This is a genomic window from Streptomyces clavifer, from assembly GCF_036345975.1.
In the GTDB taxonomy this organism is placed as follows: Bacteria; Actinomycetota; Actinomycetes; order Streptomycetales; family Streptomycetaceae; genus Streptomyces; species Streptomyces clavifer.
In genome coordinates, this window is sequence record NZ_CP107793.1 from 4843348 (window position 1) to 4868162 (window position 24815).

Sequence of the window (24815 nt, forward strand, 5' to 3'; positions counted from 1 at the left end):
AGTCGTCCGCGAGGGCCCGGGAGTTCCCGGACCGGCTCCTATTCCTGTGTTCCGACGGTCAGCTCGGTCACGCCCGTCGGCTTCTCGGGGTCCGGGGAGGTCACCGTCACCCGTACCTTCCTGGCCGCGTGGCCGGTCCGGAAGGGCTGCCAGGTCCGACCGTTCAGCGAGGTCTCCAGGGCGTGGGAGGCCGGAGCGACGTCGGTCCAGCGCGGGGTGAGGGAGGAGATCCGGCGCACCCCGCGCAGGTCCACCGTCAGCGTGCCCGTCGCACCGTCCGGGGACCAGGCCGTCGACGGACTGCCGTCCACCGCCGCCTCGGCGTACAGGCCGGGGGACTCCGAGGTGGCCGTCGCCGCGCGGCAGCGCGCGGCGTCGGACGTCGGCGTGAGGTCGGGCCGCCGGGTGGGGAGCGTGAGGGTGGTGGAGAGCAGACGGGGGCCGGCGGGGGTGTGGACCGTGAAGGGGGCGCCGTCCGTGAGCCGGACCGTGGTGCTCCGGGCGCCGATGGAGATGTCGTACGTGCGACCGCGGAAGCGGAGTCCGGTGAGCTCCACGCCCTCGCGGAGCTGCGGCGGCAGGAGCGGGTCCAGCCGCACCCCGTCCTCGCGCAGCCGGAGCCCGGTCAGACCGTGGGTGAACACCTGGAGGAAGCCGCCCTTGCCGGTGACGAAGTCCTCGGCCGGAAAGCCGGAGAGCGGGTCCGACGCCCCGGACTTCTCGCCGCGTGCCTCGGAGAACAGGCTGTACGGCCCGCGGACGAACGGGCGTACGGCGCGCTGGAGGTAGGTGTACGTGGCGCAGCCGGGTTCCCCGATCGCCGCAGCGTCGATCGCGTGCACCGAATCCGTCATCGCGGGACCGTCCGGATCGGTGCGCGCCGCGTAGTAGTCGAGCGTCGCGGCGGCGGCGCCGTTCTCCATGGGCCATTCCAGCGGGTGGACGAGCAGGACGGTGTCGGCCTGTTTGATCGTCGAGCCGTTGTACCCGGCGTACTGGAGGAACAGCTTCCGCTCGGCGTCGTACGGGATCCGGAGCCCGTCGGCCACGCGGGTCCACCCGGCGGGTGCGGGATGTCCGAGGAGCTCGGCTGCGCGGGTGGCGTTGCGCAGCGCGGTGGCGGCGACCGCGTTGGTGAAGACGCCGTCGGTGACGCCGTTGCTGTACTCGTCGGGGCCCGCGACGTTCTCCACCGAGTAGCTGCCGTCGCTGTTGGCGGTGGCCCGGGACTGCCAGAAGTCCGCGATGCCCTTCAGGAGCGGCCAGCCCCGGCCGGCGAGCCAGGCGCGGTCACCGGTGGCGAGGTAGTACTGCCAGACGGCGAGCGCGACATCGCCCTGGAGGTGGTTCTGGGTGAGGCAGTGCGGCGGGTCCCAGCTCTGGCACTCGGAGTCGAGCCGGCCTCTGCTCGCGCTCGTCCACGGGTAGAACAGGCCCTCGTGGCCGAGCTGCTCGGCGTTCGCGCGGGCGGCGCCCCGGGTGCGGTAGCGGTATTCGACGACCGAGCGGGCCAGCTCGGGGCGGGTGGCGAGCAGCCCGGGGAACATCCAGGTCTCGGCGTCCCAGAACACCATGCCCGCGTAGTTGTCGCTGGTCAGCCCGGCCGGGGCGATGCTGTCCGAGGATCCGGGCCGGGTGTTCGCGAGCAGCCCGTACTGCGCGGCCCGCAGCCAGGCCTGCAGGTCCGGACTGCCCGGCACGGCGATGTCGGACGCCCAGGCCGTCCGCCAGGCCGCCGCGTTGTCGGCGAGGACCCCGGTCCAGCCGCGCCGGGCGGCGCGCCGCGAGGCGTCGCGCGCCGAGGCGAGCGGGGTGTGGGAGGTGAGCGCGGTGTCGACGCCCACGTACTTCTCGAAGGTGTACGAGCGGCCCGCCTCGACGCGGGTGGGGTGGATGCCCTTGCCGGAGCCCGTCTGGACGATCGCCCCCTCGGTGCCCGTACCGAGCGTGCGGAACGTCCCGTCCCCGGCGACCGTGACCCGGCGCGCCCCGCGCTCGTCCAGTCGGCCCGTCACGGTCGCCGTGCCGCTCCAGTGCGGGGTCATCCGCAGGCGCACGGCCCCGGCGTGCACGTCGGAGCGGTCGGCCAGCACCTCGTAGGTGAGGTCGGTCGCACGGCCGTCGGCGGTGGTCCAGCGCAGGGAGGTGACCACGACGCCGCAGCGCAGGAACAGGGTCTGGCGGTAGCGCGAGACGCGTCCCGCCGGGGTGGAGGTGCCGTACGTCTCCGAGCCGACGCGTACGTCGAGGGTGGTCCAGCTCGGCAGCGCGGCGATCACCTCCCGGCCCGCGGCGAGGTCCTTGTCGCGGGCGTAGAGCCCCGCGACGAAGGCGCCGTCGTAGCGCGGGGTGTAGAGGGGCCAGCCGGTCTTCCCGCCCGTCGCCGCGTATCCGGCACCCGTGGCGGGCACCCGGTGCCCCAGGTAGCCGTTCCCGACATAGGGGTCGTATCCCTCGGCCTCACCGAAGACGGTGGACGTCGGCGCCCAGGAGGCGTCGGGGGAGGGGGCGCCGGGTGTCCTCGGCTGTCCGCAGACAGGGGCGGACGGCGGCGGCGCGGCGGCGTACGAGAGCGGCGGCAGGGGCGCGATCATTGCGCAGGCGGCCAGGGACGCGAGGAGGGGGAAGCGCTTGGGGCTCACCGTACGAAGGTAGGGAAGACGACGGCGCCGGTGCGGTTACGGCGCGCGGACCGGTGCAGGGACCAGGACTGGGAGAGTGGGATGTCGTATCCGGAAGCGACGTACAGGGACGGCCGGGGCGAGATCAGTGCGCGGTACCGGCCCGCGGAGACCGCGCCGAATCTGCTGACGCGCGGCGGCGGCTCCACGCACTACCTGGCGACGACGGAGCAGACGCACGGCGAGTTCGGCCTGTACCGGATCGACATGGCGCCCAGGGCCGGCGGCCCCGCGACGCACTTCCACCGGACGATCTCGGAGTCCTTCTTCATCCTCGGCGGGACGGTGCGGATCTTCAACGGGGAGCTCTGGGTGGACGCGACCGAGGGCGACTTCCTCCAGGTGCCGCAGGGCGGGCTGCACGCCTTCCGCAACGACGCCGACGCACCCGCCTCCATGCTGCTGCTGTTCACCCCCGGCGCGCCGCGCGAGGAGTACTTCGAGAAGGTGGCGCAGGTCGCCGACTGGCCGGAGGAGGAGCGGGCGGAGTTCTTCCTCAGGCACGACACGTACTGGACGGACTGAGAGCGGCCGGTCACGGTGGGGCGAGACCCGTCTTGAGACCCGCCCCGCACAGGGGCACGACGACGCTGCGGTCGGTCCAGTCGCCCACGGCCGCCCAGCAGACGACTCCGGTCGTCTCCACGAAGAAGCCGCGGGCCGCCAGGTCCAGTTGCGCCGCACGGATCCGGTCCTCGGACACGGTGAGGAAGGTGCCGCCCGACTCCCTGACGGCCGCCAGGATCTGCCGGGCGCGCGGCGGGCGGGGGATGGCGATGCCCTCGGCGAGGGTGGACGACGCGGTGTCCGGGGCGTCGAGCAGCCCGTCCGAGCCGGCCCGGAAGGCCGTCGCGAGCGGTGACACGGCCTCGGCCTGCACGGCGATCAGGGCCGGGCGGCGGTCGATCAGGCCCTGGGCGAGGAGCTCCGAAGTGGCGAGGGCGGCGCCGAGCAGCAGGGTGCCGTTGCCCACGGGTACGGCGATCGCGTCCGGCAGCGTGCCGCCCAGGTCCTCCCACATCTCGTACACGTAGGTCTTGGTGCCGTGCAGGAAGTACGGGTTGTGGACGTGCGAGGCGTAGAACGTGCCCGGGGAGCCGGCCGCCGCCCGGGCGGCCCGGGCCGTCGCCTCGCGGTCGCCCGGGACGATCTCCAGCCGGGCGCCGTGGGCCCGGATCTGCTCGGTCTTCTTCGGTGACGTTCCCTCGGGCACGTAGACCGTGCACGGCAGTCCCGCGCGGGCGCAGTACGCTGCGAGGGCCGTCCCCGCGTTGCCGCTGCTGTCCGCGACCACCCGCTCCGGGGCGAGGCGGCGGGCCAGTTCGGCCAGCATCACCGCGCCCCGGTCCTTGAAGGAGAGCGTGGGCATCAGGAAGTCGAGCTTGGCCGAGACGCTCGCGGTGAGGGGGACCAGAGGGGTCCGTCCTTCACCGAGGGAGACGGCCGGATCGGCGAGCGGGAGTGCCTCTTCGTAACGCCAGAGTGAATTGACGCGACCGGTGAGCGAGTTGAGGGGCGCCGACGACAGAACGCCGGCGTCCAGGTCCCACGGTCCACCGCAGACCGGACAGCACCAGGTCGGCGTGTCCGTCCGGGCGCGGGTCCCGTCCTGCGGGCAGAGGTAGGTGGCCACGCCCGCCAGCATGTCAGGCATGTGACCCGTGCATTGCGGCGGAGAAGACACTCTTGTGCGATTCCTATGGATCCGCCAATCTTTCGCTGGCAGCAGGGCATGCCGCTCACATGAACCCTCGTGGAGCGCGGAACCCCCACGTCCGGATTGTCATGAGCATGCCTTTCCACCCCTTGCGCCCCCATGCACAGCGATGCAGGACATGCACCCCCATGCATTCCCCACCAGCGCACCGCAACCGAGGAGGACCCCTCACATGGCAGTACAGAAGAGGAACCGCTACGCGCGAAGACTGACCGCGACGAGCGTCATGACGGGCGCCGCCCTGGCCCTCTCGACCGCAGCGGCCTTTCCGGCCCTGGCGTCGGGCAGCGCACCGGAAGGCGTGATCGAGAACGCCGGCGCCCCGGGCGTCATCAGCGGCAGCTACATCGTCACGCTCGACGAGTCCGCCGCCGAAGCGGACTCGGCCGAAGGCAGGGCGCTCGCCGCGGAGTACGGCGCGAAGATCAGGAAGACGTACCGCGCGGCCGTCAACGGATACGCCGTCGAGCTCTCCGCCGCCCAGGCGAAGAAGTTCGCCGCGGACCCGGCCGTCGAGTCCGTCGTGCAGAACCGGACGTTCACCATCTCCGGCACCCAGCCGTCACCGCCCTCCTGGGGCCTGGACCGGATCGACCAGACGGCGCTCCCGCTGAACCAGAGCTACACCTACCCCGACAAGGCGGGCGAGGGCGTCACCGCATACGTCATCGACACCGGTGTGCGCATCAGCCACAGCGACTTCGGCGGGCGGGCATCGAACGGCTACGACGCGATCGACAACGACAACGTCGCGCAGGACGGCAACGGCCACGGCACCCACGTGGCGGGCACCGTCGCCGGAACCGCGTACGGCGTGGCCAAGAAGGCGAAGATCGTAGGCGTCCGGGTCCTCAACAACAGCGGCTCCGGCACGACCGCACAGGTCGTCGCGGGCATCGACTGGGTGACGGCCAACGCCGTCAAGCCGGCCGTCGCCAACATGAGCCTTGGCGGCGGTGCGGACTCCGTCCTGGACGCCGCCGTGCAGAGCGCCGTCAACTCGGGGATCACCTTCGCCGTCGCGGCGGGCAACGAGTCGACCAACGCCTCGACCAAGTCGCCCGCACGCGTCGCCGACGCGATCACGGTCGGCTCCACGACCAGCACCGACGCCCGTTCGAGCTTCTCGAACTACGGCAGTGTCGTGGACATCTTCGCCCCGGGTTCCTCGATCACCTCGGCCTGGAACACCGGCGACAGCGCCACCAACACCATCTCCGGCACGTCGATGGCGAGCCCGCACGTCGCCGGCGCGGCCGCCCTGTACCTCGCCGACAACCCCGGCAAGACGCCGGCACAGGTCTCCGCCGGGCTCGTCGCCGCCGCCACGAGCGGTGTGGTGACGAACCCGGGCACCGGCTCACCCAACAAGCTGCTGAACGTCGGCACCGGCGGCACCACGCCGCCGCCCACCGGGGCCAGGTTCGAGAACACCACCGCCTACGCGATCGCCGACAACGCCACGGTCGAGTCGCCGGTCACCGTCTCCGGTGTCAGCGGCAACGCGCCGTCCGCGCTCAGTGTCCCCGTCAACATCACCCACACCTACTCCGGTGACCTGAAGATCGACCTGGTCGCACCCGACGGTTCGGTCTACAACCTCAAGGCCTACGGGACCGGCGGCAGCACCGACAACGTGATCACCACCTACACGGTGAACGCCTCGTCGGAGGTCGCCAACGGCGTCTGGAAGCTCCGGGTCAGCGACAACTACGCGGCCGACACCGGGAGGATCAACTCCTGGGCCCTGCAGTTCTGACGCGCACCGCTCCATGAGCCGGTGAACGCGAGCGGGGCGGCTGCCGACGGCAGCCGCCCCGCGATCCCGTCCCCGAGGTGTGCTCCCGGCGCCGTGGCCGGCCCGCGGCAGACGGCGGGCCGGGGCGTGCGTCCCCCTAGCGCCGGCCCAGCCCGCGGTCGACGGCGGCCATCAGCTCGCCGTCGTCCGTGTCGCCGTCCAGCGACCAGAACATCGCCCCGCCGAGACCGCGGTCCCGGATGTACGAGGTCTTGGTGCGCAGCACCTGGGGATCGTCGTACGTCCACAGGGTCGTGCCGTCGAACAGCCAGGCGTGGCCGTTGCGGGTGTCCCGGTGCACCGTGTACTGCCCGGAGTCGGCCAGCTTCTTGAGAGCCTTGTAGTCCTCGTAGCCGGCCGCGTAGGTGGCAGGTGCCGGGGCCGTGGCCGGTTGTCCGAGACCGTCACCGCCACCGGTGACCCCCGTCCAGCCCTGGCCGTAGAACGGCATCCCCACCACCAGCTTGCGGGCCGGTGCTCCGCGCCTGATCCAGTCGCGGACGGTCTGGTCGACGCTGAAGTCGCCCTTGGCGAACAGCGCGGACTGCTGGGCGGTCGTCTTCTCGCCGGAGACGTGGAAGTCGTAGCCCTGGAGGTTGACGAAGTCGAAGTCCTTCATGATGCGGGGGACGTCGAAGCCCGCGTCGATCTTCTCGGGGGCGGTGGGGACGAAGGCGGAGAGCTCGTAGTGCTTCGCCTTCCCTTTCCCCTTCCCCTGCTGCGCCTTCGTCTGCTGCTTCTTCGCGTGGGCGTCGAGCTGGGTGCGGAACTCGTGCACGAGGGCGGTGAAGTTCCGCCTGTCCTCGGGACGGTGGACGGTGTCCGTGTCGCCGGCGGAGCCGGGCCACTCCCAGTCGAGGTCGATGCCGTCGAAGAGTCCGGCCGCGGCGCCGGCGCCCCCGCGCGCGCCGTCCTGCGGCAGGTTTCCCTTGATGTACAGGTCGATGCAGGACGAGACGAGCGCCTTGCGGGAGGCGGCCGTGCGGGCGGCGTCCGAGAAGTGGGTGGACCAGCTCCAGCCGCCGAGGGAGATCATCACCTTGAGGCCGGGGTGCGCGGCCTTGAGCTCGCGCAGCTGGTTGAAGTTGCCCGCGAGGGGCTGGGTGTCGGTGTCGGCGACTCCGTCCACCGATCCGGCGGCGTCCAGTGGGCGGGCGTAGTCCGCCCAGGCGTCGGCCTCGCCGGGCACGTTGCCGGTGAAGCACCTGCCTTCGGCGCTGACGTTGCCGAAGGCGTAGTTGATGTGGGTGAGCCGGGCCGCGGTCCCGCTCGTCTCCAGGTCCTTGACCTGGAAGTCGCGTCCGTAGACGCCCCACTGGGTGAAGTAGCCGACGGTCTTGTACGCGCGGTCGTGGTGTCCGCGGTCACCCGGGGCGGCGCCGCGGCCGGCCCCGTCCGCCGTGGCGGCGGGGGCGATGCCGGCCAGCAGCGTGAAGGCGCAGGCCGCAATGGTCAGTCTGGACAGGCTTCTTCGGCGCATGGGGCTCGTTCCTGTGCGTGTTCCGTGGCTGGAGGGACAGCTGGAGCCGTGCTGTGCTGTGCACAGGAAGGTATTGGTCTGGACCAAAAGCGGTCAAGGGTTTGACGGCGCCCGCACGAGGTATGCGCTGGTCGGCGCGGAATCATCACTTCGGGTGAAACTTTGGCCCGTGCTTGCGGGAATCAACCCACGGTTGCCACGCTGTTGCTGTCTGTCAACCTGTTGGGAGTGGCCTGTGCCTTTCGGTGAGCAGCCCGCCTATCTGCGCGTGGCGAGCGATCTCAGGGAGAAGATCGTCAACGGCGCGCTGCCGCCCCACACCCGTCTGCCGTCGCAGGCACGCATCCGCGAGGAGTACGGGGTCTCGGACACCGTCGCGCTGGAGGCGCGCAAGGTGCTGATGGCCGAAGGTCTCGTCGAGGGGCGGTCCGGCTCGGGCACGTACGTGAGGGAGCGGCCGGTTCCGCGCCGGATCGCCCGTTCCGGCTACCGGCCGGGCGCGGGAGCGAGTCCGTTCCGCCAGGAGCAGACGGCGGACGGAGCGCGCGGAACCTGGGAGTCCCGCAGCGAGCAGGAGGATGCGGGCCCGGAGGTCGCCGAGCGCCTCGGCATCGAGCCGGGCGACCGCGTGATGCGTACGAGGTACCTCTTCCGGGAGGGGGGCGAGCCGATGATGATCTCCACGTCGTGGGAGCCCCTGGCCGTCACGGGGCGCACGCCGGTGATGCTGCCCGAGGAGGGCCCGTTGGGCGGCTGCGGGGTGGTCGACCGGATGGCCGCCATCGACGTCGTCGTGGACAACGTGGCGGAGGAGGTCGGCGCCCGCCCGGGGCTCGCGGAGGAGCTCCTGGCGCTCGGGGGTGTGCCCGGCCATGTGGTGATCGTGATCGGGCGGACCTACTACGCGTCGGGGCGGGCCGTGGAGACGGCCGATGTGGTCGTCCCCGCCGACCGCTACCGCATCGCCTACCATCTGCCGGTCAGATGAGGGGCGTTCGCCGTGGCCGCGGCCACCGCTGCGGAGGGCGGCCCGGCGGCCTTCGGTGAGGGAGCCGGTGCGCCGTCGGGGCACCGGTCCGGCAGGGCTGTCGTGTGTCGGGCGACGCGTCGTGCCTGGGTAGGGGTGCCGGAGGGCGCCGAGGGCGAGGAGTGTGTGGACGAGGGCGGCTGAGGCGGGCGGTGCCCGCAGCCGCCCCGGATCTCGGTGTTCGGGGGCGCATCCGGCAGGATGCGCCCCCTTTGGTTTGGCCGGATGCGTATCTCTTTGTGCAAACACGCATCCGCTGAGTAAAGGTCAGGCGTACGCTCGGGCATATGCGCACCGCGGTTTCCTGGGGATCCTTAGAGACGTGCACGGCAGTAGGGGGAGGGGCGACATGCCGGGGAGGAACACGATGACCGACAGCGGTGCCGTGCTCCCCTGGCTGGTGATCAGGCAGGACGACAACGGCAACAGGTACCGCGTCGGCCGCTATGCGACGCAGGACGAGGCGCAGAAGATCGCGGACGGCCTGCACCGCCACGGCCACGAGCAGCTCTACTGGGTGGAGCGCGCGGGCCAGAGCGCGCGCCCCTGACGTCTGCGGGCCCCGGGGCGCCGACTGCCCGTCCGTGGTCCTCTGTGCGGGACACGGCGGGCTCCCGGGGGGCTTTCCGGAGGGGCGGGGCGGGGGCGGGGCTTTCCGGAGGGGCGGGGCGGGGGCGGGGCTTGTCCGTCACCGTGGACGGTCACGGCTACCGCCCGTCGTCCGGGCTGCCACGCCTGCCCTCTCCGCGCACGTGCTGATCGCCGGCAGTCCTTTTCCGCGCCCTGTCCGACGGCGCGTCGGCCACGCCGTCGCCGCGCGGTGCCATCGGGTGCGCCTTCGATGCCGTCCGGGCCCTCTCCCGGCGGAGTGATCCGTGGCATGGCGCAGTGGTGGCGGCTGACCCCTCCCGCCGGTCGAGAGGTACGCGGGCGAAGGGCTGCCCCGCCCGGACGGGAGACCGCGTCGGCGCCTCGAGCAGGCGCCCCGCATCACTGGCCGGCTCGTCCGGTTGGGTCCCGGAGTGCACTCCCGGGGAGGCCGAGCAGGAGTGGACGGGCCGTCAGGCGACTCTCCCGGTCCCGATCCGCGCCGCACCGTCGGCTTCCCGGTGGGATTGATCCGCTCCGGAGACGCTCCGGCACCCGGGGAACCGGCGGCCGAGCCGTGCGCCACCATGGTCCCGTGCGGCGAACGCCGACGGATGAGGACGGAACGATGACGGTGCTGATCGACACGGTGGCCTGGGTCCGGGTGGAGAACGGGAGGATTCTCTGCGCGCGACCGAGAGGGAAGGGCGTCTTCTACATCCCCGGGGGTAAGCGGGAGGCGGGTGAGTCCGATCTGCAGACGCTGCTGCGCGAGGTCGAGGAGGAGCTGACCGTGGCCATCGTCCCGTCGAGCGTCAGCCATGCGGGCACCTACGAGGCGCAGGCGCACGGCCATCCGGACGGTGTGGTGGTGCGCATGAGCTGCTACTACGGCGACTACAGCGGCACGCTGACCGTCAGTGGTGAGATCGACGAGATGACCTGGTTCTCCTTCGCGGACCGCCCTCTCGTCCCTCCCGTCGACCAGTTGCTCTTCGACGATCTCCGGGCGTCGGGCGAGCTGCGCTGAGCCGGGTCTCCACCACCCGTACGCCCACCCGGGACGTCACGCGATAGCTGCCCCAAATATCGGGTATGTGCTGATTAGCCCCTCGGGACGGGGGCTGAGACCCCGCTGTCGGCCCTGGGAAGTGATCGGCGTGACCGATACCGAAGGCGACTGTGCCGAGTGGAGATTCCCGGCGGTGCCGGGCTCCGTGCGCAGCGCCCGGCACGCGGTCCGTGACGCACTGCACAGCTGGGGCCTCGATGGGGCCACGGGCGACGTCGCCGTACTGCTCGTCAGTGAACTCGTGACCAATTCGCTCTGCTACGCGTCCGGTCCCATCGGCGTCCGGCTGGTGTGGCAGGACCCCGGGGGTGCCGGGGCCGACAAGGGGCAGGGCGGGCAGGGGTTGCTCGTAGAAGTCTCCGATCCGCTTCCGGATCCGCCCACCGAACGCACTGCCGGACCCGAGGACGAGGGCGGGCGGGGACTGCAGCTCGTGGCTTGTTCCGCACGCCGCTGGGGGACTCGGCGCGGAAAAAGCGGCAAGACGGTGTGGTTCGAGCTCGCTCTCCCTGGTTAGGAGTGGGAGAGAAGCAAAGCGATCACAGAAGTCGGGCAGAACCTGGCTGAAAGGGACTGAGACCGTGCTGTGATCGTGAACGCCGTGCCTGTATGGCCCGTAGTGCTGAATACTGCGGGCAGGACCGGTCCGGTGCGTGAGCTGGAGGGGACGGTCGCGTGAGCGAAATACCTGGGACAGCGGGCGACGTCGTGTGGCAGAGCAGCCCGCCTGGCTCGATCTATGACCACATCAGGGTCGCCTCCTTCTCGATCGGGGCCGACGGGCTGATCGAGCAGTGGAGCCGGCGGGCCGCCGGTCTCTTCGGCATGGCCTCCCACGAGGTGGTGGGCAAGGATCCGGTCGAGGCCTTCATGCCCGACGAGCTGCGCTCCGGTGCCCGTCGGAGGGTCGGTGAGATCCTCGACGGCAAGGAGTGGACGGGCCTCGTCCCGTTCCGCATACCGGGCGAGAACGGCCTTCGGGGCCTTGCCGAGATCTACGTCATGCCGAGTGAGACGGCGAGCGGTGAACGGGCCGCTCTCTGCATCGTCGTCGACGTCCGGGCCCTGCGGCGCATCGAAACCGACCTGGCGGCTTCGCAGGCGATATTCGGCCAATCTCCTTTCGGCTTCGTGCTCTTCGGTACGGACTTCGCCGTCGTGCGCGCCAACCAGCGGTTCGCCACCGTCTTCGGCGGTGCGGCCGAGGACCACCGCGGCCGCACGGTGGGCGACTATCTGGCCCGCCCGGAGGCCGACCGGCTCACCCTCACGCTCAAGCGCGTCCTGGAGACGGGCGAAGCCGTCACCGACCTCCAACTCGTCGGTACGACGCCCGGCTCCAGCGACCGGCGCCACTGGTCGATGAACCTCTACCGGGTGCACAGCGGCTCCGGGCGGCCCGTCGGCATCGCCGGACTGGCCACCGACGTCACCCAACGGCACATCGCCGCCCGGGAGGCGGCCAGTGCCCGGCGCAACCTCGCCCTGCTCAACGAGGCCAGTGCCCGCATCGGCAACTCCCTGGACCTGGAGACCACCGCCCGCGAACTGCTCGACGTCGCCGTGCCCGGTTTCTGCGACCTCGCCTCCGTCGACCTGTACCAGGGGCTCCTCACCGGCGAGGAGGCCTCGCCCGGCAGTTGGGGCCGGCACCACCAGGAGTCCGGCAGCGGCTCCGCGGAGCTGCGTCGGGTCGCCCAGGCCAGTGCCGTGTCCGACGCCGTGCCGAGCGTCCGGCGCGGCGCGGGACCGGGCGGCGGCACGGGTACCGAGGGGGACACGGGTCCGCCCGCGCTCGGCTCGGTGCACCGCTATCCGTTCCACTCGCCCGGTGCCGTCGCCCTGCGCACCAGCCGTGTCGAGGACGTACCCGGCGACGAACGAGGCCTCGTCCACTCCACCCTCGCCGTACCGATGGTCGCGCACGACATCGTCGTCGGCCTCGTCCAGTTCTCGCGCACGAAGGGCAGTGAGCCCTTCGGCGAGCGCGACCGGGCCCTGGCCACCGAACTCGCCGCCCGCGCCGCCGTCTGTATCGACAACGCCCGCCTCTACCGCCGGGAGCACGAGCGCGCGCTGATACTGCAGCGCAGCCTCCTGCCGCCGGGCGACCCCGAGGCGGCGGGCCTCGACATCGCCTGCCGCTACCTTCCCGGCAACACGGCCACCGAGGTCGGCGGGGACTGGTTCGACGTGATCGAGCTCCCCGGGCACCGCACGGCCCTGGTCGTCGGCGACGTCATGGGCCGCGGACTGCGGGCCGCCGTCGCCATGGGCGAACTGCGCACCGCGGTACGCACGCTGGCCCTCCTGGACCTCGAACCCGCCGAGGTGCTCTCCGCCCTCGACGAGGTCGCCCGCGGGCTCGGCACCCCCGGCGGCGGCGAGCGGAGTGCCGGATTCGGCGGGGGCGGTGGCGCGCAGTGGCCCTCGCGGGCCGCCCACAAGTCACGCGAGGCAGACCTCTCGGAGGTCTATCTGGCGACCTGCGTCTACGCGGTGTACGACCCCGTCACCCGGCGCTGCACCTTCGCCAACGCCGGTCACCTCCCTCCCGTGGTGGTCGAGCCGGGCGAAGCCGCGCTGCTGCTCGACGTACCGCCGGGCATGCCGCTCGGTGTCGGCGGCGAGCCCTTCGAGGAGGTCGAGGTGGAGCTCAAGGAGGGCGCCCTCCTGGCCCTGTACACCGACGGGCTCGTCGAATCCCGCGACCACCCGCTCGACGAGGGCCTCGAAGCCTTCCGGCAGGCCCTCGCCACCCTCGCCGAGCCGCTGGAGGACGTCTGCGACCACGTGCTCGCCACCCTCGACACGCGTCACGGCGAGGACGACATCGCCCTGCTCATGGCCCGTATCCAGGGACTCCCGGTGGACGCGGTGGGCGACTGGCGGCTGCCCCGCGAGCTACGGTCCGTCGGCCGTGCCCGTGAGCTGGCCCGGGTCCAGCTCACCGCCTGGGGTCTGGACGACCTGGTGGACACCACCGAACTCCTCGTCAGTGAACTCGTCACCAACGCCCTGCGCTACGGCGAGGGGGAGATCAGGCTCAGACTGCTGCGCGACCGCACGCTCGTGTGCGAGGTGTGGGACGCCGGACTCGTCCAGCCGCGGCGGCGACGCGCGCGTGACACCGACGAGGGCGGGCGCGGCCTGCAACTGGTCGGGCTGCTGAGCGCCGCCTGGGGGTCGCGGCGCACGCCGCGCGGCAAGACGGTGTGGTTCGAGCTGGCACTGCCCGACGGCGAGCCTGCCCCCGAGCTCTCGGTCGAAGAGCTGCTGAGCATGTACTGACTCGGTGGATGCTCCGGGGCCGGGACCCGTCGGGGTCGGTCCGGGCGGGCCCCGGGTCGGTCCGGGGCGGGGTCGGGCCCCGGGTCGGGTGTACTCGAACCCGATGGGCGCCGCGGCCGGGACGGCCGCACCTGCCGGGCGGAGGTGCCGGTGCCGGTGGGTGCGCGGCCGTATCGCCGACGGGCGGGTGCGCGGCCGTGTCAGGTGCCTGATTTCAGGGCGGAGAGCCGCGCCTCGATCTCCGCGCTGTCCCCGAGGCTGTCCAGCTGTTCGAACTGTGCGTCCAGGGACGATGCGGCCAGTTCCTGCTTGCCCACCGCCCGCGCCTCCTCGCGCCGCACCTTGTCCTCGAAGCGGCCGAGCTCACTGGTCGGGTCCATGACGTCGATGCTCTTGACGGCGTCCATCATCCGGTTCTGCGCCTGTGCCGACTTCGCGCGTGCGACGAGCTCGTCGCGCTTGGACGTGAGCTGCGTCAGCTTGGCCTTCATCTGCTCCAGGCCGGCCTTCAGCTTGTCGACCACCACCGTCTGCGAGGCGATGGTCGGTTCGGCCGTCTTCGCCTCCTGCTCCGACTGCAGCTGCCGGCCCAGCGCCACCTTGGCGAGGTTGTCGAACGTGTCGGCGTCCGTCGACGACCCCTCCGCGCGCAGCGCATCCGCCTTCCTGCTGGCCGCCAGGGCCTTCTGGCCCCATTCCCGGGCCGCGTCGACGTCCTCGCGGTGGTCCTGCTCCATCAGCCTGAGGTTGCCGATGGTGGCGGCCACCGCCTGCTCGGCCTCCGCGATGTTGCCGGTGTACTCGCGGATCAGCTGGTCCAGCATCTTCTGCGGGTCCTCGGCCTGGTCGAGCAGGGCGTTGATGTTGGCACGCGCCAGCTGAGTGACGCGGCCGAGGACGGTCTGCTTGGTCATGGCACCTCTCCTTGTGCGACATGCGACATGCGACGCGGGGCGTTCTGCGGGGGGATGGGACGGACGCTGGGCACGGGCCGTGGGTACGGGACGAAGGGTCGCGGTGGGCAGCGGGCGGAAGGTGGCGGGCGGCGGTCGGAAGGTGCTTCCCGTGGTGGGGTGAGTCAGAAACGGCCGCCGCCACCCCTTCGGCCACGGGTGCCCCCGCCGCCGAAGCTGCCCGGTCCGCCGAATCCGCCGCCGCCCGGCCCGCCGCCGAAGCCGCCCCCCATTCCGCCGACCCGGCCGCCCCCGCCGAAGAGCCCGCCGAGGATGATGCCGCCCAGAACGGCGCCTCCCATCCCGCCGCCCCCTCCCTGCGGCCCGCCGGGGCCCTGCCGGTCGAGGTACTCCCGCACGTCCTGTTCGGCCAGGCTCCGCGCCTGCGCGGCCAGCGCGTCCGCCTGCTGTGCCTCGGCCAGGGCGCCCTGGGGATCGTTCGCGTCTGCCAGCTCCCGGGCCTGCTCCCAGCGGCGCCGGGCCTCCGCCAGCCGGGTACGGGCCCCGCCGCCGACCGCGCCGCGGTGGGTCGTGATGAAGTCCGAGGCAGCTCCGATCGCCGAGCGCGCGGTGAGCATCGACTGACCGAGGAGCGACTGCGCCCGCCGGTTGCCGTGCTCCTGTTCGCGGGCCCCGGCAAGGGCCTCGTCCAGTGCCGCGTCGGCTTCCTCCACCCTGCGCAGCGCGTCGACGGGGTCGTACGGACCGGCCCGCAGAGCACTGCTCACATCGCGGAGCACCGACTCGGCCCGCGCGATCCGGCCCCGCAGGTCGGCGGTCGGCACGCCCTCCGCCGTACCTTCGAGCAGCCCCCCGGCATCGGCCAGGTCCGTCTCCGTCTCCGTGAGAGCGCCCGGCAGCTTCCCGGCCGCCTCGGCCAGTTCCATGGCCCGCCGGTCCACGGCGTCGACGAGGGTGGACGCCTGGCCGACCGCCCCCTCGACCGCGCGCACGTACACCGCGGCCTCGGCGTTGTCGCCGCTGTCCACGGCCTGCCGTGCCTTGGTGAGACCGGTGGCCGCGAAGACCAGCCGGTCCTCGGCCTGGTCGACGTCGCCGGCCACGGCCGCGGCGGCCGACTCCGCGTACCTGCTCCGCAGACCGGCGAGGGTGGCCTGCGCCGTGGAGACGCGGGAGGTGAGATCGCGGAACGTGGTCTCGGCGGTGGCCACGGCCTCGGGGGCCGTACGTTCGAGGGCGCGCAGCCGGTCGAAGTCCTCGGACACCCCGTCCAGCCGCTCGTTGGCGTCCGCGCAGCGCCGGACGATCTCGTCGAGCATGCTGCGCTTCGTCGTGTCGTCCTCCGGGAAGGCGTCGTCGAGCTGTTGCCGCAGCCGGAACGCGGCCGTCAGCTCCGCCCTGGCGTACTCGACGGCCTCGGCGAACGGTGCCGCGGCCTCCTCGCCGAACTGGGCGGTGGCGAAGCCGAGCTCCTCCTCGCTGGTGCGCACGGCGTCGTCCGTGTCCACCAGGTCCGCCTCGGACCTGGCATCGAGCTCGGGCAGTGGAACGGGCGGCTCCGCTCCCTCGCCGCTGCCGCCCCAGCCGCCCGCCGCAGGGGTCGTACGGGTCGCCGCACGCCGCTTGCGGCGGGTGTACGCGAAGGCCGCGACGGCGCCCGCCGCGGCGAGGACCGCCAGGGGCACGATGAGGTTGCCGGCGCCGCCACTGCCGGAGTCACTGCCCGTCCCCGGGTCGGCGGGGCCCGGCGTGATCGCGGGTGCCGGTACGGGATCGCCGCCCAGCACCGCCGTGTAGCCGTCGGCGGCGCCGATCGCGGCGCCCGCCCAGTCGTTCTCCCTGAGGGCCGGCTCGATCGCCGTGTTCGCCACGTCCTGGAGCTGTCCGTCGGTGAGTCGCGAGCCCCGGTCGGCCGAGTAGGCGTACTGCCGGTCCTGCGTGGCGACGGCCAGCAGCACGTCCTCCTGCCCGAGACCGTTGCGGTTCGCGGTCTCGTCGGTCCAGGTCTGCGCGGCGCGGCCGGAGAAATCGCGTACGTACGCCACGAACAGCTGGACCCGACGCTCTTCGAACAAGCGGTCGAGCGCGGCGTCGACCTGCGGTTCGCGGTCTCCCAGCGCCCCCACCTTGTCGGTGATCTGCCCGTCCCGGGACAGGGCGACGGGGTCCTCGGCCCGTGCGTCCGGCTCCGCCGGAAGGGCGACCCAGCACAGCACGGTCAGTGCGGCGAGGAGTGCCCTGCCGGTTGTCGACGGCCGGGAATCCCGGGTGCGGCGCGCAAGGGGCATCACATGGGGGAGGTTATGTCCGCCCCTTGCCGCCCGCGACCCGGAGTGCGGGAGCGGGCGGCCAAGGACGCCGTGCTGTGGTGGTCAGATGCCGAAGCGTTCCTTCGCGAGCAGCGGACGCACCCGCGACCTGAAGCCACCCGGAACGGCCGCTGCAGCAACCCCGGCCGGATCGTCTGCGCCAAAGCCGCGGTGATCATGCCCTGGTGGAGCGCGAGCATGCAGTCACTGACCCGCCCGGTGCCGACGTTGACGGAGTCACGGAAGCCGAAGCCCTCGTGGTATGCGCCGCGGGCGGGGAGCCGTGTCCGGGGGCCCGGCCGCCGAAGCGCGCGCCCACCGCGACAGCCCCGGGACGACATCCCGAGGGCCCGGCGGGACCGGCACGACCGCGGCACCCGTCGAGCCGCTGGGCTCGTCGAGCGGCCCCTGCCGGGCGCCGCCGGGGGCGCAGGGACAGGGGCCGCACGGGTGACATCGGCGGCCCCGGCGGCCGCGCCTGCGCGCTCTCGCGCGGGGAGGTGCGTTCAGTGGATCAGCGAACCAGTGTGATCAACTGCAAATGCCACCAATAAGCATATTCCGGTCCATTCCGGTACGGGGTGGTCCGGGCCGGCCCCGGAGGTATCAGCCATGGCCCACGTCGGAGTCCCGCGCGGGACAGCCCGAAAGCGCCGCTCGGTCACGCTCCTGGCGACGGGTGTGCTCACGATCCCGGTGCTGGCGGGGTGCAGTTCGGGCGGCGGGGGCCCCGTCGCGGTGGCCGTCCCGCAGGACATCGCCGCGACCTCCCGGGACGGAGTCACCGAGGGGTCGACACTCACCTGGGCGATCGACGCGGTGCCCGCCACCCTCAACACGTTCCAGGCGGACGCCGACAGCGCGACCACGCGCATCGCCGGCGCCCTGCTGCCCTCGCTCTTCCCGATGGACGCGAAGGGGGAGCCGCGGCTCAATCCCGACTACCTGGAGTCGGCGAAGGTCATCGAGCAGGAGCCGAAGCAGATCGTCCTCTACAAGCTCAACCAGCAGGCGGTGTGGAGCGACGGCCGCGAGATCGGGGCCCCCGACTTCGTCGCCCAGTGGCGCGCGCTCAGCGGCAAGGACTCCGCGTTCTGGACCGCTCGCAACGCGGGCTACGAGCGGATCGAGAAGATCGAACGCGGAAAGGACGACCTGCAGGTCAGGGTCACCTTCTCCAAGCCGTACGCGGACTGGCGCGCGCTCTTCTCACCGCTCTACCCGAAGGAGGTCACCGGCACCCCCGGCACCTTCAACGACGGGGCGAGGGCCACGCTCAAGAACACCGCGGGACCGTTTCGGCTGCGCGGTGTGAGCAAGGACAAGGGGACGGTCACGCTCGACCGGAACCCGCGCTGGTGGGGTGAGGAGGCCAAACTCGAATCGCTCGTCTTCCGGGCCGTGAAGCCCGAGGACCGCGCCGAGGCGCTCACCGGGGGCACGGTGCACGTCGCCGACATCGACCCGGCCACGGCGAACCGCATCGCACGCGCGGCCCGCTACCGGAGCGGCAACGGACAGCCACCCGCCCACGGTCCCGGGGCCGATATCACCCCCGCCGCCGCACTGCGCTCCTGGGCGCTGGCCCACGGGTCGGACGAGGAGGCGGCCGAGACCGCACAGGCCACCCGCGCGAAGACGAGGGAGGCCGTCGCGGCGTACGCGGCCGAGCAGAAGTCGCTGAAGGGCTTCGCCGTACGCAAGTCCCTGGAACCCGCCTACACGCAGCTCGCGATGAACGGCGGGTCCGGGCCCCTCTCCGACGACCGCGTCCGCCGCGCGATCGCCCGCGCCCTGAACCGCCAGGAGCTCGCCGACGCCGTGCTCAAGCCGCTGGGTCTGCCCGCGAAACCGCCGGGCAGCCACCTGGCACTGGCCGGTCAGCCCGCGTACAAGGACGGCAGCGGTGCGCTGGGCGAGCAGGACACCGAGGAGGCGCAGGCACTCCTGGCCGACGCGGGCTGGACCCTCGACGGGGCCGTCCAGAAGCCGAAGGACACCAAGGCGGGCAGCGAAGCCGACCACACAGACGCCGGCAAGAAGAAGACCGACGCCGAGAAGAAGACCGACGCGGAGACGAAGAAGTCCGACACGGAGACGAAGGCGGACGCGGAGGGTGGGGCCGGGGCCGAGAAGGCGGACGGGACGCCCGAGGGCAAGCAGAAGGAGCAGACGGCGAAGGAGAAGGAGGAGAAGGCATCCAAGGAGGAGAAGTCCGATAAGGACGACAAGGCCGACAAGGACGACAAGGCGTCCCGCGAGGAGGGGCTGTACATCGTCGGCGACGAGAAGCCGGGCGACCGCCTCGCCCCCCGCGCGGGCGACGGCGACGCCAGGGTCGCCGCCCAGGACAAGCAGCCCGGTGGTGCCGCCGGCGCCTACGCCCCCGCGGGCACCGCGGCCCCGGCGCCCGCCTCGCTCAAGGGCCGCCTCGGCAAGGACGGCAAGCCGCTCACCCTGCGCTTCGTCCTGCCGTCGGGGCCCGGGTCGCAGTCGCTGCGCAGCGTCGGTGACAAGATCGTCGAGATGCTGGATGCGATCGGGGTGGGCACGGTGATCACCAAGGTCGCCGACGACAGCTACTTCAAGGACCACGTCGCCTCCGGCGACTACGACCTGGCGCTGTACTCCTGGCCCGCCACCGCCTATCCGGCGACCGACGGCCGTCCGATCTTCGCCAAGCCGGAGCCCGCCACCGACGGGTCGCTGCTCGTCGAGCAGAACTACACACGGGTCGGTTCCGACCACATCGACCAGCTCTTCGACCGTGCCGTCTCCGAGCTCGACGCGAACGCCTCCAGGGACCTGCTGAAGCAGGCCGACGCCCGGATCTGGGCCGCCGCCGGATCGATTCCGCTGTATCAGAGGCCACAGTTGGTCGCCGTCGACAAGAAGCTCGCCAACGTCGGTGCCTTCGGCTTCGCCGCACCCCGCTACGAGGACATCGGATTCACCGGAGGCCAGGCGGCGGGTTCCCCCGCGGATCCCAAGAAGTAGCAGGTCAGGAGTACAGGCAAAGCTCAGGATCAGCTCAATTCCCTTGCCCGCCGGTACCCCCGGCGGGCAGGCTCGTTCCTGCCCCGACCCGGGCTGCTCCCCCCACCCCACACCCCCACCGCCGGGTCTTCCGGCCGCCGGACGATGGCGTAATACCTGCTGAATTTCGGCTGAACAGTGGCTGGAGACCGGTCTCGCGGATCGGGCCGGGAAGCCTCGGGCGCGCAGGGCCCGTACCATTGGACTAGCCGTGGCGTGTCCGCCCGGCGGGGCGTACGAGTGCTTGAGACCGAGTGAGACGCCTGATCCCACGATCCGAGAGAAGCGCAAGCCACCCATGCCCACGCGCCACGACATCCGTAACGTAGCCATTGTCGCCCACGTCGACCACGGCAAGACCACGCTGGTCGACGCCATGCTCAAGCAGGCGGGCGCCTTCGCGGCCCACGCCGCGGAGAACCTCGACGAACGCATGATGGACTCGAACGACCTGGAGCGTGAGAAGGGCATCACGATCCTGGCCAAGAACACGGCCGTGAAGTACCACCCGAAGGATGGCGGCGACGTCATCACCATCAACATCATCGACACCCCCGGCCACGCCGACTTCGGCGGTGAGGTCGAGCGCGGCCTGTCGATGGTGGACGCGGTCGTCCTCCTCGTGGATGCCTCCGAGGGGCCCCTCCCCCAGACCCGTTTCGTGCTCCGCAAGGCGCTCACGGCCCGGCTGCCGGTCATCCTCTGCATCAACAAGACGGACCGCCCGGACTCCCGGATCGCCGAGGTCATCGACGAGACGTACGACCTCTTCCTGGACCTGGACGCCGACGAGGACCAGATCGAGTTCCCGATCGTCTACGCCTGCGCCCGTGACGGCATCGCCTCGCTGACCAAGCCCGAGGACGGCACCGTCCCCCCGGACAGCGACAGCCTGGAGCCGTTCTTCAGCACGATCCTCTCCGCGGTCCCGGCCCCGGAGTACGACGAGGACGCCCCCCTCCAGGCGCACGTCACCAACCTGGACGCCGACAACTTCCTCGGCCGTATCGCACTGTGCCGCGTCGAGCAGGGTGAGCTCCGCAAGGGCCAGACGGTCACCTGGATCAAGCGTGACGGCACGATGTCCAACGTGCGCATCACCGAGCTGCTGATGACCGAGGCGCTCACCCGCAAGCCCGCCGAGAAGGCGGGCCCGGGCGACATCTGCGCCATCGCCGGTATCCCGGACATCATGATCGGTGAGACCCTGGCCGACACCGAGAACCCGATCGCGCTTCCGCTGATCACGGTCGACGAGCCGGCCATCTCGATGACCATCGGTGCGAACACCTCGCCGCTCGTCGGCAAGGGCGGCAAGGGCCACAAGGTCACGGCCCGCCAGATCAAGGACCGTCTGGACCGCGAGCTGGTCGGTAACGTCTCGCTCCGCGTCCTGGAGACCGAGCGCCCCGACGCCTGGGAGGTCCAGGGCCGCGGTGAGCTCGCGCTCGCGATCCTCATCGAGACCATGCGCCGCGAGGGCTTCGAGCTCACCGTCGGCAAGCCGCAGGTGGTCACCAAGCAGGTCGACGGCAAGACGCACGAGCCGATCGAGCGCATGACCATCGACTCGCCCGAGGAGCACCTCGGCGCCATCACGCAGCTCATGGCGACCCGTAAGGGCCGCATGGAGACGATGACGAACCACGGTTCGGGCTGGGTCCGCATGGAGTGGATCGTCCCGTCGCGAGGCCTCATCGGCTTCCGTACGGAGTTCCTGACCCAGACCCGTGGCACGGGCATCGCGCACTCCCTGTTCGAGGGCCACGAGCCCTGGTTCGGCGAGCTGCGCACCCGTCACAACGGCTCGCTCGTGGCCGACCGCGCGGGCGTCGTGACGCCGTTCGCCATGGTCAACCTCCAGGAGCGCGGTGTCATCTTCACCGAGGCCACCACGGAGGTCTACGAGGGCATGATCATCGGTGAGAACTCGCGCGCCGACGACATGGACGTGAACATCACCAAGGAGAAGAAGCTCACCAACATGCGTGCGGCTTCCGCCGACACCACGGAGAACGTGGTGCCGGCCCGCAAGCTCTCGCTGGAGCAGTCCCTCGAGTTCTGCCGCGACGACGAGTGCATCGAGGTGACCCCGGAGACGGTCCGTATCCGCAAGGTCGTCCTGGACCAGAAGCAGCGCGGCCGTTCGGCCTCGCGCGCGAAGAACAACTGACGCCGTGGGGGACCCGGGCCCCAGGCCCGGGTTGACCTCGATGCGCCGGATCACGGCCCGTCGACCGCTCGTTGAGGCGGTCGGCGGGCCGTCGGCGCGCCCGGACGCATGCCCGCTGCGAATCTTCCTTTCTCAGGCCGCCGCCGCCCGATAGGTTGACCGCGTACGGCCGAAACGGCCGACGGGCACCTCACTGACCCGGGGTGCCCTCACGGGGACCTGGAGTTCATATGCGCATGAGACTCGTCGCGATGATGACCGTCTCGGGAGTCGCCGCGTCACTGCTGACGGCGTCCGCCGCGCAGGCGGCACCGATCGTCTGCGAGCCCGGCTACAAGCACGGGGCGTGGACGAGCGTCAAGCGGGGCTGGAAGATCACGCACGCCAAGGGGTACGTCGTGCCCACGGGCGGCACCCTGTCGCGGACCGTGTCCGTGACCAAGCGGGCCGTCGTCACGTCGAGCAGGGAGATCACGGCGGGAGTCGGCTACTCGGCCGCCTGGGTCGTCTCCAGCCTCGACGTCAACGTCAGTGGCACCCTCGCCAAGGCGGGCGAGAAGACGAAGGAGAAGACGGAGAGCGTCACGCTGAACCTGAACAAGTCGGGCACGTACGTGGCGTTCAGCGGGGCCTACACGGCCCAGGGCTACTACAAGGCCAAGACCTGCAACAGCAAGGGGACGGGCTTCACCAAGGTGGGCTACGGCAAGGCACGCAGCTGGAGCAAGACCGCGGAGGGCGCCATCAAGTGCTCCCAGTCGACCAAGGCCGGCTCGGTCCAGCGCGCCGCCAAGGCGTGGTGCCCGTAACCGCCGGGACGGTGAAGTGAACCGCGGCCCGGACCCCCTCGAGAGGAGGGGGTCCGGGCCGTCGGCGCGTGCGCGGCGGACGGTCGTGCGCTTCCCCCCGGCACCGGCTCGGACCGAAGGGTCGTGCGTACCATCGACAGGCGGCCCCGACCCCTCGGAAAGTGTGGAGATCCGGGCTCTCCGTCAAGCGTTTTTCCTGACCGACCTGTCCGGATATCGAGCCTCGCTCTCCGGAACATGTGTTAACGGTCCGTTTCGCGGGTGTCTGTCTGGGATCACTTTGTCCGGATTTCGGGCAACCAGGGGTTCCTGATGTTGTCAAACCGAGACCCTTTAAGTGTGGTTTACAGCCCGGTCGTACTTAATAGTTGCCCTATTGAGCTCGGGTCAATGGGTCATGCACTGTGGAGTGCCGACTCACGAGCACACGGGGTACCGCGCTTTCCGTCGTCAGGGGTGTCGACGGATGAGGTACCGACATTCGTTACGTGGACTCACGAGGAGGAACCCATGTGCGGTGCTCTGAGCACCAGTGGGGGCGCGCCGTCCTGGACGGCGCATCAGGCCGGTTTCGTTCATAGCGATGCACCTGGTCCTGTCGCCGGCAACGGCTGACGATTCCCAGACCCGTCAAACCGCTCAACTCGCGTTCCCGGGAGTGAAACCCACTTCTGTTGGCGCTCCCTGCCGCCCTGAGGCGATCTCCGTCAGGCGTCGGCATGTCACCGGTCCCCTCCCGGGGTGACGGCTGGCATCAGGGGACCGTCACACAGCAGGCATGACGCAATGAGTGCAGCCGACTCACCGCCGCAGCCTGCCGGGGCGCCGGTACCCGACATTTGTGAATGGACACACCATGACCAGTCCAATCGAGGCCGAGGACGCCACGGCCTCTGTCGCCTTGGACGAGAAGACCGCGACGAAGACCACCGCTGCGGACAGCGCCGAGACACCTGTCGGCCGCTCTCCCGGGCAGCTGATGTGGATGCGGTTCAAGCGTGACCGCACGGGCGTGGTCTCCGCCATCGTGGTGCTCTTCTTCTTCGCCGTCGCCGCGCTCGCACCGGTGATCTCGAGCCTCTACGGCAAGGACCCGTACACGCTCTACGCGCAGGAGCCGGACTATCCGTTCCTGCTGGACGACTTCGCCATGCCTTCGGGTTCCTTCGGCGGCGTCTCCTCGGAGTTCTGGTTCGGTGTCGAGCCGAACCTGGGCCGGGACGTGTTCACCATGCTGCTCTACGGCATGCGGACCTCGCTGTTCATGGCCCTGGTCCTGACGTTCTTCAGCGTCCTCACGGGCGTGATCGTCGGCATGGTGGGCGGCTACTTCGGCGGGAAGGTCGACTACTGGCTCGGCCGGGTCACCGACTTCTTCCTCTCCTTCCCGAGCCAGCTCTTCTTCATCGCCTTCATGCCCATCGTGACCGCGCTGTTCGTCTCCCCGACGGATGAGACGCCGACCTATCTGCGGGCCGTCGCGATCCTGCTGGTGATGTGGTTCCTCGGCTGGATGGGCATGGCCCGTCTGGTGCGCAGCTCGGTGCTCTCCCTGCGCGAGCGGGAGTTCGTGGAGGCCGCCAAGGTCTCGGGCGCCTCGCGGTGGCGGATCGTCCGCAAGGAGATCCTGCCGAACATCGTGACGCCGATCCTGGTGCAGGGCACGTACACCCTGCCCAGCTCCATCCTGAGCATCGCGTTCCTCTCCTTCGTCGGTGTCGGCTTCGTCGAGCCGACGCCCGACTGGGGCCGGATGTTCGCCATCGGCGCCGAGATCTACGAGCAGGACCCGGCCTTCATGTTCTTCCCGGGCATCGCCATGGTGGTTTTCGTTCTCTGCTTCAACCTCCTTGGTGACTCAGTCCGGGACGCGTTCGACCCCAAGACCGGACGCTGACGTCCATGGGTGGGGGTGGCTGC

The 24815-nt window shown here is 71.1% G+C and carries 16 protein-coding genes and 1 pseudogene; 11 read left to right on the forward strand and 6 right to left on the reverse strand.

The window, feature by feature from the left end; all coding sequences use genetic code 11:
- Positions 1-38: 38 nt before the first annotated feature.
- Positions 39-2594 (reverse strand): discoidin domain-containing protein, encoded by a 2556-nt coding sequence (locus tag OG927_RS21345; RefSeq protein WP_330321338.1) that lies wholly within the window; start codon positions 2592-2594, stop codon positions 39-41.
- 129 nt (positions 2595-2723) lie between these two features.
- On the opposite strand from OG927_RS21345, the gene OG927_RS21350 reads away from it, so the two are divergent.
- A complete protein-coding gene (locus OG927_RS21350; RefSeq protein ID WP_056793874.1) occupies positions 2724-3206 on the forward strand; it encodes a cupin domain-containing protein in 483 nt (160 codons plus the stop codon).
- A 10-nt stretch (positions 3207-3216) separates the two neighbouring features.
- Here OG927_RS21350 and OG927_RS21355 read toward each other — a convergent pair whose 3' ends face one another.
- Positions 3217-4335, reverse strand: a complete 1119-nt coding sequence (locus OG927_RS21355) for a threonine synthase (RefSeq protein ID WP_408058079.1) — start codon at positions 4333-4335, stop codon at positions 3217-3219.
- Positions 4336-4570: 235 nt separating this feature from the next.
- Here OG927_RS21355 and OG927_RS21360 point away from each other — a divergent pair, with 235 nt between their 5' ends.
- A complete protein-coding gene (locus tag OG927_RS21360; RefSeq protein WP_124281262.1) occupies positions 4571-6157 on the forward strand; it encodes a S8 family peptidase in 1587 nt (528 codons plus the stop codon).
- A gap of 136 nt (positions 6158-6293) precedes the next feature.
- On the opposite strand, the gene OG927_RS21365 is transcribed toward OG927_RS21360, so the two are convergent.
- A complete protein-coding gene (locus tag OG927_RS21365; RefSeq protein ID WP_330320636.1) occupies positions 6294-7676 on the reverse strand; it encodes a glycoside hydrolase family 18 protein in 1383 nt (460 codons plus the stop codon).
- 235 nt (positions 7677-7911) lie between these two features.
- Between OG927_RS21365 and OG927_RS21370 the strand changes: the two genes are divergently transcribed.
- The 5 genes from OG927_RS21370 (at position 7912) to OG927_RS21390 (ending at position 13654) form a co-directional block, all read left to right on the forward strand.
- Complete coding sequence (locus tag OG927_RS21370) at positions 7912-8664, forward strand: GntR family transcriptional regulator (protein ID WP_056793880.1); 753 nt, start codon at positions 7912-7914, stop codon at positions 8662-8664.
- 406 nt (positions 8665-9070) lie between these two features.
- Complete coding sequence (locus tag OG927_RS21375) at positions 9071-9253, forward strand: SPOR domain-containing protein (RefSeq protein WP_056793882.1); 183 nt, start codon at positions 9071-9073, stop codon at positions 9251-9253.
- Between the two features lie 666 nt (positions 9254-9919).
- Positions 9920-10321, forward strand: a complete 402-nt coding sequence (locus OG927_RS21380; protein ID WP_330320637.1) for an NUDIX hydrolase — start codon at positions 9920-9922, stop codon at positions 10319-10321.
- Positions 10322-10442: 121 nt separating this feature from the next.
- A complete protein-coding gene (locus OG927_RS21385; RefSeq protein WP_056793888.1) occupies positions 10443-10880 on the forward strand; it encodes an ATP-binding protein in 438 nt (145 codons plus the stop codon).
- A gap of 191 nt (positions 10881-11071) precedes the next feature.
- Positions 11072-13654, forward strand: coding sequence for a SpoIIE family protein phosphatase (locus tag OG927_RS21390; protein WP_330321340.1), 2583 nt, complete (start codon positions 11072-11074; stop codon positions 13652-13654).
- A 200-nt stretch (positions 13655-13854) separates the two neighbouring features.
- On the opposite strand, the gene OG927_RS21395 is transcribed toward OG927_RS21390, so the two are convergent.
- The 3 genes and pseudogenes from OG927_RS21395 to OG927_RS21405 form a co-directional block, all read right to left on the reverse strand.
- On the reverse strand, positions 13855-14568 hold the full coding sequence (locus tag OG927_RS21395) for a PspA/IM30 family protein (protein WP_056793891.1): 714 nt from the start codon (positions 14566-14568) through the stop codon (positions 13855-13857).
- Between the two features lie 164 nt (positions 14569-14732).
- The gene (locus tag OG927_RS21400) at positions 14733-16856 is read right to left on the reverse strand and encodes a TPM domain-containing protein (RefSeq protein ID WP_330321341.1); all 2124 of its coding nucleotides are present in this window, start codon (positions 16854-16856) and stop codon (positions 14733-14735) included.
- A gap of 84 nt (positions 16857-16940) precedes the next feature.
- Positions 16941-17146 (reverse strand): annotated as a pseudogene (locus OG927_RS21405) (glucoamylase family protein); the annotation flags it as partial.
- 343 nt (positions 17147-17489) lie between these two features.
- Between OG927_RS21405 and OG927_RS21410 the strand changes: the two are divergent.
- The 4 genes from OG927_RS21410 (at position 17490) to OG927_RS21425 (ending at position 24792) form a co-directional block, all read left to right on the forward strand.
- Complete coding sequence (locus tag OG927_RS21410) at positions 17490-19874, forward strand: ABC transporter family substrate-binding protein (RefSeq protein WP_330320638.1); 2385 nt, start codon at positions 17490-17492, stop codon at positions 19872-19874.
- A gap of 337 nt (positions 19875-20211) precedes the next feature.
- Positions 20212-22086 carry a translational GTPase TypA gene (gene typA / locus OG927_RS21415; RefSeq protein WP_056793897.1) on the forward strand — a complete coding sequence of 625 codons (1875 nt, stop codon included), beginning with the start codon at positions 20212-20214 and terminating at the stop codon, positions 22084-22086.
- Positions 22087-22322: 236 nt separating this feature from the next.
- Entirely contained in the window at positions 22323-22895 is a 573-nt protein-coding gene (locus OG927_RS21420) for a hypothetical protein (RefSeq protein ID WP_330320639.1), read from the forward strand.
- An 856-nt stretch (positions 22896-23751) separates the two neighbouring features.
- The gene (locus OG927_RS21425) at positions 23752-24792 is read left to right on the forward strand and encodes an ABC transporter permease (protein ID WP_056793901.1); all 1041 of its coding nucleotides are present in this window, start codon (positions 23752-23754) and stop codon (positions 24790-24792) included.
- Positions 24793-24815: the final 23 nt, after the last annotated feature.

Bases quoted from the DNA above. Each gene is read 5' to 3' on its own strand.
- OG927_RS21345 (WP_330321338.1), bottom strand. From the start codon at position 2,594: ATGATCGCGCCCCTGCCGCCGCTCTCGTACGCCGCCGCGCCGCCGCCG.
- OG927_RS21350 (WP_056793874.1), top strand. From the start codon at position 2,724: ATGTCGTATCCGGAAGCGACGTACAGGGACGGCCGGGGCGAGATCAGT.
- OG927_RS21355 (WP_408058079.1), bottom strand. From the start codon at position 4,335: ATGCCTGACATGCTGGCGGGCGTGGCCACCTACCTCTGCCCGCAGGAC.
- OG927_RS21360 (WP_124281262.1), top strand. From the start codon at position 4,571: ATGGCAGTACAGAAGAGGAACCGCTACGCGCGAAGACTGACCGCGACG.
- OG927_RS21365 (WP_330320636.1), bottom strand. From the start codon at position 7,676: ATGCGCCGAAGAAGCCTGTCCAGACTGACCATTGCGGCCTGCGCCTTC.
- OG927_RS21375 (WP_056793882.1), top strand. From the start codon at position 9,071: ATGACCGACAGCGGTGCCGTGCTCCCCTGGCTGGTGATCAGGCAGGAC.
- OG927_RS21380 (WP_330320637.1), top strand. From the start codon at position 9,920: ATGACGGTGCTGATCGACACGGTGGCCTGGGTCCGGGTGGAGAACGGG.
- OG927_RS21395 (WP_056793891.1), bottom strand. From the start codon at position 14,568: ATGACCAAGCAGACCGTCCTCGGCCGCGTCACTCAGCTGGCGCGTGCC.
- OG927_RS21400 (WP_330321341.1), bottom strand. From the start codon at position 16,856: ATGCCCCTTGCGCGCCGCACCCGGGATTCCCGGCCGTCGACAACCGGC.
- OG927_RS21410 (WP_330320638.1), top strand. From the start codon at position 17,490: ATGGCCCACGTCGGAGTCCCGCGCGGGACAGCCCGAAAGCGCCGCTCG.
- typA (WP_056793897.1), top strand. From the start codon at position 20,212: ATGCCCACGCGCCACGACATCCGTAACGTAGCCATTGTCGCCCACGTC.
- OG927_RS21420 (WP_330320639.1), top strand. From the start codon at position 22,323: ATGAGACTCGTCGCGATGATGACCGTCTCGGGAGTCGCCGCGTCACTG.
- OG927_RS21425 (WP_056793901.1), top strand. From the start codon at position 23,752: ATGACCAGTCCAATCGAGGCCGAGGACGCCACGGCCTCTGTCGCCTTG.